This window comes from Lacticaseibacillus yichunensis, assembly GCF_003946405.1.
GTDB lineage: Bacteria > Bacillota > Bacilli > Lactobacillales > Lactobacillaceae > Lacticaseibacillus > Lacticaseibacillus yichunensis.
The window spans coordinates 1-7,060 of sequence record NZ_RHOG01000055.1; the positions used below are offsets into that span (position 1 = coordinate 1).

The following is a 7,060-nucleotide window of genomic DNA, read 5'->3' on the forward strand; positions in this document are numbered from 1 at the left end:
GACGGGCAAACCTATCGTTTCCGGTACAAATTTACTACCAGCACCAAGAATATGGTGGCCTAGTTGAACAGCCACTACGTAATTGCTTAAGATTTTTCAATGGCTTTTCCTCCATAAAATGTCTAGGTTTAAAGATGTGACAAGACAGCAAGAGTAACTCATAGCAAGCGCTTACTACAGGCTGAATTATGTTCCTCAAATGATAGGCTGTCAATAAAAATCTCCATACCGTCATGAAGGCGAACGTCTAGGGGAACAGGTATGTTGAGGGCGCATTTGACCATCGTGAGACTGAAACAACCACGCGACCACACCCGGCTCGGCAGAACTCAACATACCGTGTCAGGCTCCAATTCTGTCCGAGGATTTCTATCAACTCGAAACAAGCTTATCACTTGCACGTATTCAGTCGTTCTCTATTCTTTCCATCACCCGCCCCCTGAAAAAAGGCCGCACAGCGCCGGTTCAAAGTCCCACCAAGACCACGACACCGACGACCATTTACCACGTCCCCGCACCCCCGTGATCATCGCCCGAAGAATTTCCGTATCCAGGTCACCAAGATGAATCGTCCCGGCAATGTTTGGAGCCGCTGCAACCATCGCCGTGATGCCCCCAACAAGGCCGACGATGCAAGTGATTCCTACAAATGTCCCAAGGAAGCGGCGCAAGGAGTGACTACCCTTGCCCAAAATCAAAAGACAAAGCAAACCCAAAATGCTGCAAACATTGGCCGCTGCTTCTAGCCCCAAGGCGACAAAACTGTACACGGTGCCATAACCCTACCGCATGACCTCAGTCCGCACATATTTGGTCATATCTTGTCCGGGCGGTGGTCAAGCTTGTCCCCTGCTTGCCGATAGCGAAGTCCCTCCTCTGCCATCACAGTTCCGGCGTACGTCGCTACTTTGGTCGAACATGCAGCAAAATCATAATCGAGATTCATTTTGGCCGCCGTGCACGGCACCAATTCAACGTCTAACAAAACCGGGATGCCAGCGTCTCAACGGTTTTTGTCACAACGCGATTCGCTTTTTTCGATGACGCCAAGGGCTGGCTGGCTCATGAGCTAGCCGTTGAGTTGCACCGGCTCACCTAGCGTCAGGGCAAGCTCCTTTCGTTTTTTCATCTATTGTCATACGCGCTTGCCTGCGCATAGCCCACGGCCAACGCGCTCGTCCTTTATGCAGCGTTCAGGCTACACTAAACAGCCAATTTCCCATGAGTCAGCTCAAGCTCCGCCAGCGCTGCCGCAACGGCGGGCGTCGTATTCTGCCCAGTAGCGATGATTCGCCCGCCATGCATGACCACGATCAGGTCGGCCGCCGCAAACGCCGCCTGATCGTAGGTGTGCGTCACCAGCAAGAACCCCTGTGGCATAGCAAAGAGATCGTGCAGGAGCCCAGCGGCCACATGTGGATCGAGCCCCGTGGTCAGCTCATCAAAGACAAAGTAATCATAGTGGCGCAGCTAGAGCCGAGCTAGGGCCAGTCGCTGATTTTTCCACCTGACAGAATCGGGTTTGCCTCGCTGACCACCGTGTCGAGATCATGGCGGGCCAGCCACTCCCCCAACCCGGCACGTGTCATCGCCGCCGTCATTTGCGCGTCTGAGAAAGCCTGCGTACAGAGGCTGAGATTCTCGCGAACCGTCCCGCCAAAAATATGTCCCGATTGCACCAACATCCCCACCTCGCCGTATACCGAACTGCGCGGCAGCTCAGAAGCCGGCTGGGCAAATAGTTCTGCGCGGCCACTCGTCGGCGCTAATTCGCCAAGGACAAGCCGCAACAAGGTGGTCTTGCCGCTGCCACTTGCGCCAACGACCAGAACTTTGGCCGTTAGCGGCAAGGTTGAGATCGACAAGCACCGACGCATCCGCCAGCGTATAAGAAGCGTGATCGAGGCTGACCAACGGCTGAGTCAAGGAGACCACCGACGCACTCGTTTCAACCGGTACCGGCGTTTTCAAAAAGGCAGCCAGCTTGTCTGCTGCGCGCATCCCGCCGATCATTGTGGGAATATCTTGGGTCAACGACATCATCGGAAACGTCAGATAGCCGGTCAATGTGCTGAAGACCACCATCTGCCCCATGTCCATCGCCCCGCGCTGAACCATGATCGCACCGATGAACCAGGCGGCGATGTAGGTCAGATCATTCAAAAGCGTCGAGACTCCAAAGCTGATGGCCTCGATGCGTGTGTTGCGAAGCTGGGTCTGCACCAAGTGGTCATTGACTCGGGCATGTTCGCGGCGCGCCGGCTGCCCCGCCAACGCAAACTTGATCGTGTCAAACCCCGCCAGCAGATCCGTTGCCTTAGCCGTATACCGATCAATGGCCGCGACCTGCGCATCAGAGGCCGCGTTCAGTATTTTTTTCAGCGCAAACGGAAACAATAAAGACGGCACACTCATCACTAAAATGATCAGGGTGATGAGCGGGCTGATGCTGAGCGTGACGATCATTGCGACCAGCATCTGCGCCGAAATATAAAACAGCCACAGCGCCTCACCGAAGAAACTCTCAGTCACGTTATCCAGCTGCTTCGTCAGCTTCCCGATCATCGTCCCCACGCCGACATCCGCGAACGTGCTGGGCGCCAGGGCCAAGGCATGCGTCATCAGATCCGCGCGCGCCCAGCCCGCCGCGTGCAATTTGAGCCGCGGCCTGAGACATCGATCCGTGCCACCCACCGTATCCATCACAATCGAATACAGGACGAAGAAGCCGCCCAGGGCCACCAAACTCCCGTTGCGTTTGCCAGTGGCGATGTCGACGATCAGCTGCAGCAAAAAGCTCCAACCGATATAACCGCACACGCCCAAAGTTAGGGCAAATTGGCCCCGGCTTTTTGTCAGATATTTGAACATTTAATTCTCTCCCGTGTGGTCAATTCACGGGACTAAAAAAGCAGCCCCCAAGAGACTGCGACTGCAATCAAAAGGAAAACATCGTGCAATTAGACCACACAAATCTAGCCCACACCAAAACGCGATGTGGCTTGAGACTTTGCAATGGGCTAATTAGTTACGCACGATCGAATCGCTCTATCCGTTTTGAATTAGCTTCATCTTACGCGCTGGCTGATCTGAGCACAATACAGAATCGGCTGGCCGCAGACAGAGACCGATCGCATACAAACCCTACATTTTCCCAGCTGGCCTAAAAACGTCAAGCTAGCAATTGGTTGGAATAGGCTGTGCAAGTGGCGTCACAACCACCATAATAGCAGTAGCGTACGGCCAATTTTTCCTCAAGCAGGCCAACTCAAGCACTGCTTGATAGGCAAAATAGATAACTGGTGCGAAGCTTAGGTCAGCGTTCAACCAACGCAAAATCAACTATCGATCTCAATGATCGAGGAGGCACTAAAAATGGAAGTCTTTAACGCAGAACGAATTGGGCAGACGATCGCCGCGGCCCGCAAGCAAAAAAACATGACCCAAAGCGCCCTGGCCGATGAACTGGGTGTCAGCTACCAAGCCGTCAGCAATTGGGAACGCAGCCAAAGCCTGCCGGATATTGATAAATACGAGACCCTGGCCAAGGTGCTCGACCTGCCCCTGGCGCAACTCTTGGGCAGTCAGGCCGCGCGCACGGTGATTCAGGTGGCAAGCGACACCCCGCTTGACGCCACAACACTAGAAGAAGCCGCGCCGGTCATGACCCCCAAGCAGGTCGAGGCCAGAACTGATGCAAAGCAGTTGACGCTGGCAGAACTGGTGCCGCTCGCCCCATTTTTGAGTAGCACCACCTTAGTCGAGGGAATCAAGGCAAATTCGGCGACCCCGACATTTCTCGATGAACTGCCAAAGCTGGCACCCTTTCTTCAGAGCAGCGACCTCGAGCACCTGATCGCCCAATATGTGACGCCCAAGTTGCCAGATACCGTTACCACGGTCATCGCCCTGGCGCCATTTCGAAGCAGTACCGCCAACAATGCCACGCTGGCGAGCCTGCACGAACAAAACATCCCTCTCTACTTATTGCGCCAATTATTCCCATTTGTCGAGAATCAGACATTGGCTGCCTTTGTTCAGGAAGCGGGCACAGACGCGGAAGTGATCAAAGCCGCCGCACCATTTTTGACTAAAGAGCAGAACGACGCGGTCTTCGCGCAAACAGCTGAACGCGACCCGCAGAACAAACTGCTACAAGCCCTGGCGCCGTTTGTCAGTGAAGCGCAGTTGACAGCGCACATCCACCGCCTCGCGGAAAATGGTGCGGAGGAACAGATCAGCTCCTTCATACCATTTTTGTCAGAGGCAGCGCTCATCCAATTAGTCAAACAGTCATAAATCCAAAAAAATAGTCCTCAACCGGCATATTCGGGCTGAGGACCATTTGATATGTTGAGCCAAACGGGGTAAGCCGCTTGGAGAGCACATGGGGTTGTGCAAACAATATGTGGTGAAGACTGGGAGATCCATACCACCTTTGCCATTATCAAGATAGTTGTGTGAAAACGCAAGGAAAATCAGTCTCATAATTGAGAAATTTGTTGTGCAGATTTTGAGAGACTGAAGAACTAACAGACGGTGAGACTCTCCAGAAGCTTTTTTCTCCCAACACGACAAGGAATAGTCGCATTACGCGTCTCTCAGTGTGTTGCCAGTTCCCAGTCGATAGCGTACAATCCATTCCATAACAATCACTTCTTTGAACAATGGAGGCACTCATGTCATATCAAGTCGATTTTAAAAATGTAGATACCGTTGGCCTCACCTCGTCGCCTGTGGCCACGGCCTTTGCCGGGCTGCGCGCCAATGAAGCCCGCTATTTCTGGAATAAATACAAAGTCGTCTTCACGACCGAACCGGCGGCTGAGCGGCCAGATCTGGTGGCACGGGTTGCGACGATCTTGAAAGAACGCGACTTAGTGTTGCCCTATCGTCCGCTTGAAGTCGCCGACCTGACCGTCGACGGCGTGCGCTGGACCTATGTTTTCTATGAAAACGGCCTGGCGATCAATATTTTGTACACCCTGGCCGCTGGCGGGAAACGGGCAGTCGGCTTCAAGCTCACCGATGGCATAGAAGTGCCGGCAGAGTTAGCCGACAAGTTCAAGTTTGCGCATCAGAAGTCCGCCTTGGCTGGGGTCATTCGTGGGTCGTTCTTTGTGATCAAGGGCACTTACGACGACTGAGCGGCCGTTCTGGCGTGGGCACCACCGAGTGAAATGCACTGAGAGATAATCTTATGGCGTCGCTGGAGAAAATTCCAGCGGCGTTATTTTGCATGAATCGGCAAGATTGCTGGGCACATCGCCGTTCGTTCTCCAAAAACGGGATTCAAGAGGTACAGTTTCGCGAGTCCCGAGAGTCTCAAGTTTGAGTAGCAAGCCGGATGTTTTTGAAAAAAGCAACTGCAGACCCCGCCACACCGGCATTTTCATCATATTGATCACTCACGCCTGTTCCGCGACAGGGTGCCAACCGTCTTGCTACGCTTGAAGTACAGACAACAAGAAGGCGGTGTAAACATGAAGCAACCGATCTCAAAGTGGCTCCGGCCCTTCCTCCTCGCAACCATTGGCCTTGGATTAGCCCTTGGCGCTGGGTACGCTGGCGCACGGCTGTATCTCCACGCATTACCGGAATCCCAGACCACGCTGGCAGACAGCAACATGACCCCGACCTCCCAGCCCGTTAGCGCCGTCACCACCGATGACAGTGCCGCCGCGGCGTACCGCGTGATCAGCCCGGCCGTTGTGACAGTGGTCAACTACGCGGCTGGCAGTCAGGCGCTTTATCCCTACCAAAAACCGACCGGCCAGTCCAGCGGCGCGGGGTCAGGCGTCATCTATCAGCGCGATGACAAGACGTATTTTATTGTGACCAACGAGCATGTGATCACCGACGCAACGGCGATCGAGGTCGTGCTCAACGACGGAACGACGCACACAGCCACGCTGGTCGGCGACGACCCGTTGACCGACCTGGCCGTGCTGAAGATCACCAGCGACACAGCTCTGACCACCGCCCAATTTGCGGCAAGCGACGCTGCGGCGACAGGTCAATCCGTGCTCGCGGTCGGCTCACCGCTGGGCCTGGCCTTTGCCGCAAGCGCGACCAAGGGCGTGACGGATGGCGTGGTGGTCGTGGCAGTCGGGTCTGGCACCAACCTGCAAACGCGGGACGTGATTGTCAGCCTTAATGGCGAGGCCGTCACGTGAAACGTCTTGATTTGACCGGCCAGCAATTTGGCCGCCTCGTGGTCCAAAAAAATGCTGGCACAAATCCATGAAACGGCAACGCCCAGTGGTCCTGCATCTGTACCTGTGGCAAACAGGCCACCGTTGACGCACAACAGCTCCGCCGCGGGCTGACCACGAGTTGTGGCTGTGTGCGTCGTGGACGATCACGCGCCCGTATTTTAAAAGATCCCGTCATGCTCGAAAAAATGAACGCGCGAGGCTTGACCGAAATAACGCGGGCGAGGACCTCGATCAACCTGCACACCAACAACCGAAGCGGTGTCCCTGGGGTGAGTTGGAGCAAGCAGGCTCATCGCTGGGTCGCACGGATGAGCGTGCATGGTGAGTTGGTGTTGAACAAGACCTTCGCTACTTTTGCCGATGCCGTCGCCGCCAGGACTGCGATGGAGTGCGCACTGATCAAAGATGACTTACTTGCACAACGCAGGCCATCACGAAAAAAAGGCAGACTGCTTTCAGAAGACGCGTAAGCTAACTTCAATCAAAACTAGGCCGTAAATGATCTCAAATATGAGACGGTATCTTGTTGTGAAGAGGCATGCCGTTGTCTGGAAGCAAGAGCCTCCTATGTACCTCCGACCCCACTGCAAGTCGGAGGGTGGCACGCTTTGCTTCGCTGCAGTGGAAACGAAGTGAGGCGTGCCGATTAGTGCTCTTTGAAAAACTTTTGTGGCATCCATGCCGCCGCCATATATCGATTGCTGGTGCAAGTTGGGTGACATATAGGCTTAGAATTTCGGTGACCTTCCCTCCTCCGAAGATTCGGGCGTCGTTCTCAAGATGGGCCGCATTCAGCTCCTGCAAACAAAGGTGGGCTGCACGACACTTGTGTGGATACCGAT

The 7,060-nt window shown here is 54.5% G+C and carries 9 protein-coding genes; 4 read left to right on the forward strand and 5 right to left on the reverse strand.

Features of this window, described 5'->3' with window-relative positions; genetic code table 11:
* Nucleotides 1-428: 428 nt before the first annotated feature.
* The 4 genes from EKM95_RS11200 to EKM95_RS11210 all read right to left on the reverse strand — a co-directional run bounded on the left by EKM95_RS11200 (nucleotide 429) and on the right by EKM95_RS11210 (nucleotide 2,871).
* Complete coding sequence (locus EKM95_RS11200; RefSeq protein ID WP_125698494.1) at nucleotides 429-770, reverse strand: hypothetical protein; 342 nt, start codon at nucleotides 768-770, stop codon at nucleotides 429-431.
* A gap of 433 nt (nucleotides 771-1,203) precedes the next feature.
* Nucleotides 1,204-1,380, reverse strand: coding sequence for a hypothetical protein (locus tag EKM95_RS11740; protein ID WP_164510196.1), 177 nt, complete (start codon nucleotides 1,378-1,380; stop codon nucleotides 1,204-1,206).
* Between the two features lie 101 nt (nucleotides 1,381-1,481).
* Entirely contained in the window at nucleotides 1,482-1,793 is a 312-nt protein-coding gene (locus tag EKM95_RS11205) for a hypothetical protein (RefSeq protein WP_191988597.1), read from the reverse strand.
* Entirely contained in the window at nucleotides 1,720-2,871 is a 1,152-nt protein-coding gene (locus EKM95_RS11210; RefSeq protein WP_125698498.1) for an ABC transporter transmembrane domain-containing protein, read from the reverse strand. Before EKM95_RS11210 ends, EKM95_RS11205 begins: the two co-directional genes overlap by 74 nt.
* Before the next feature lie 504 nt (nucleotides 2,872-3,375).
* Between EKM95_RS11210 and EKM95_RS11215 the strand changes: the two genes are divergently transcribed.
* Both EKM95_RS11215 and EKM95_RS11220 read left to right on the forward strand, forming a co-directional pair.
* Nucleotides 3,376-4,299 carry a helix-turn-helix domain-containing protein gene (locus tag EKM95_RS11215; protein ID WP_164510198.1) on the forward strand — a complete coding sequence of 308 codons (924 nt, stop codon included), beginning with the start codon at nucleotides 3,376-3,378 and terminating at the stop codon, nucleotides 4,297-4,299.
* A gap of 380 nt (nucleotides 4,300-4,679) precedes the next feature.
* Nucleotides 4,680-5,147: a phage tail protein gene (locus EKM95_RS11220; protein WP_125698502.1), complete on the forward strand. Its 468-nt coding sequence runs from the start codon at nucleotides 4,680-4,682 to the stop codon at nucleotides 5,145-5,147.
* Nucleotides 5,148-5,198: 51 nt separating this feature from the next.
* Here the strand turns inward: EKM95_RS11220 and EKM95_RS11745 are convergent, their stop codons facing one another.
* Nucleotides 5,199-5,408, reverse strand: coding sequence for a hypothetical protein (locus tag EKM95_RS11745; protein ID WP_164510199.1), 210 nt, complete (start codon nucleotides 5,406-5,408; stop codon nucleotides 5,199-5,201).
* Between the two features lie 75 nt (nucleotides 5,409-5,483).
* Between EKM95_RS11745 and EKM95_RS11225 the strand changes: the two genes are divergently transcribed.
* Together EKM95_RS11225 and EKM95_RS11230 are read left to right on the forward strand one after the other, a co-directional pair.
* Nucleotides 5,484-6,176 carry a S1C family serine protease gene (locus EKM95_RS11225; RefSeq protein WP_125698504.1) on the forward strand — a complete coding sequence of 231 codons (693 nt, stop codon included), beginning with the start codon at nucleotides 5,484-5,486 and terminating at the stop codon, nucleotides 6,174-6,176.
* A gap of 170 nt (nucleotides 6,177-6,346) precedes the next feature.
* On the forward strand, nucleotides 6,347-6,688 hold the full coding sequence (locus tag EKM95_RS11230; protein WP_164510200.1) for a hypothetical protein: 342 nt from the start codon (nucleotides 6,347-6,349) through the stop codon (nucleotides 6,686-6,688).
* Nucleotides 6,689-7,060 lie beyond the last annotated feature (372 nt).

Coding starts and splice junctions, on each gene's coding strand:
- EKM95_RS11740 (WP_164510196.1), bottom strand. CDS start 1,380: ATGCCACAGGGGTTCTTGCTGGTGACGCACACCTACGATCAGGCGGCG.
- EKM95_RS11210 (WP_125698498.1), bottom strand. CDS start 2,871: ATGTTCAAATATCTGACAAAAAGCCGGGGCCAATTTGCCCTAACTTTG.
- EKM95_RS11215 (WP_164510198.1), top strand. CDS start 3,376: ATGGAAGTCTTTAACGCAGAACGAATTGGGCAGACGATCGCCGCGGCC.
- EKM95_RS11220 (WP_125698502.1), top strand. CDS start 4,680: ATGTCATATCAAGTCGATTTTAAAAATGTAGATACCGTTGGCCTCACC.
- EKM95_RS11225 (WP_125698504.1), top strand. CDS start 5,484: ATGAAGCAACCGATCTCAAAGTGGCTCCGGCCCTTCCTCCTCGCAACC.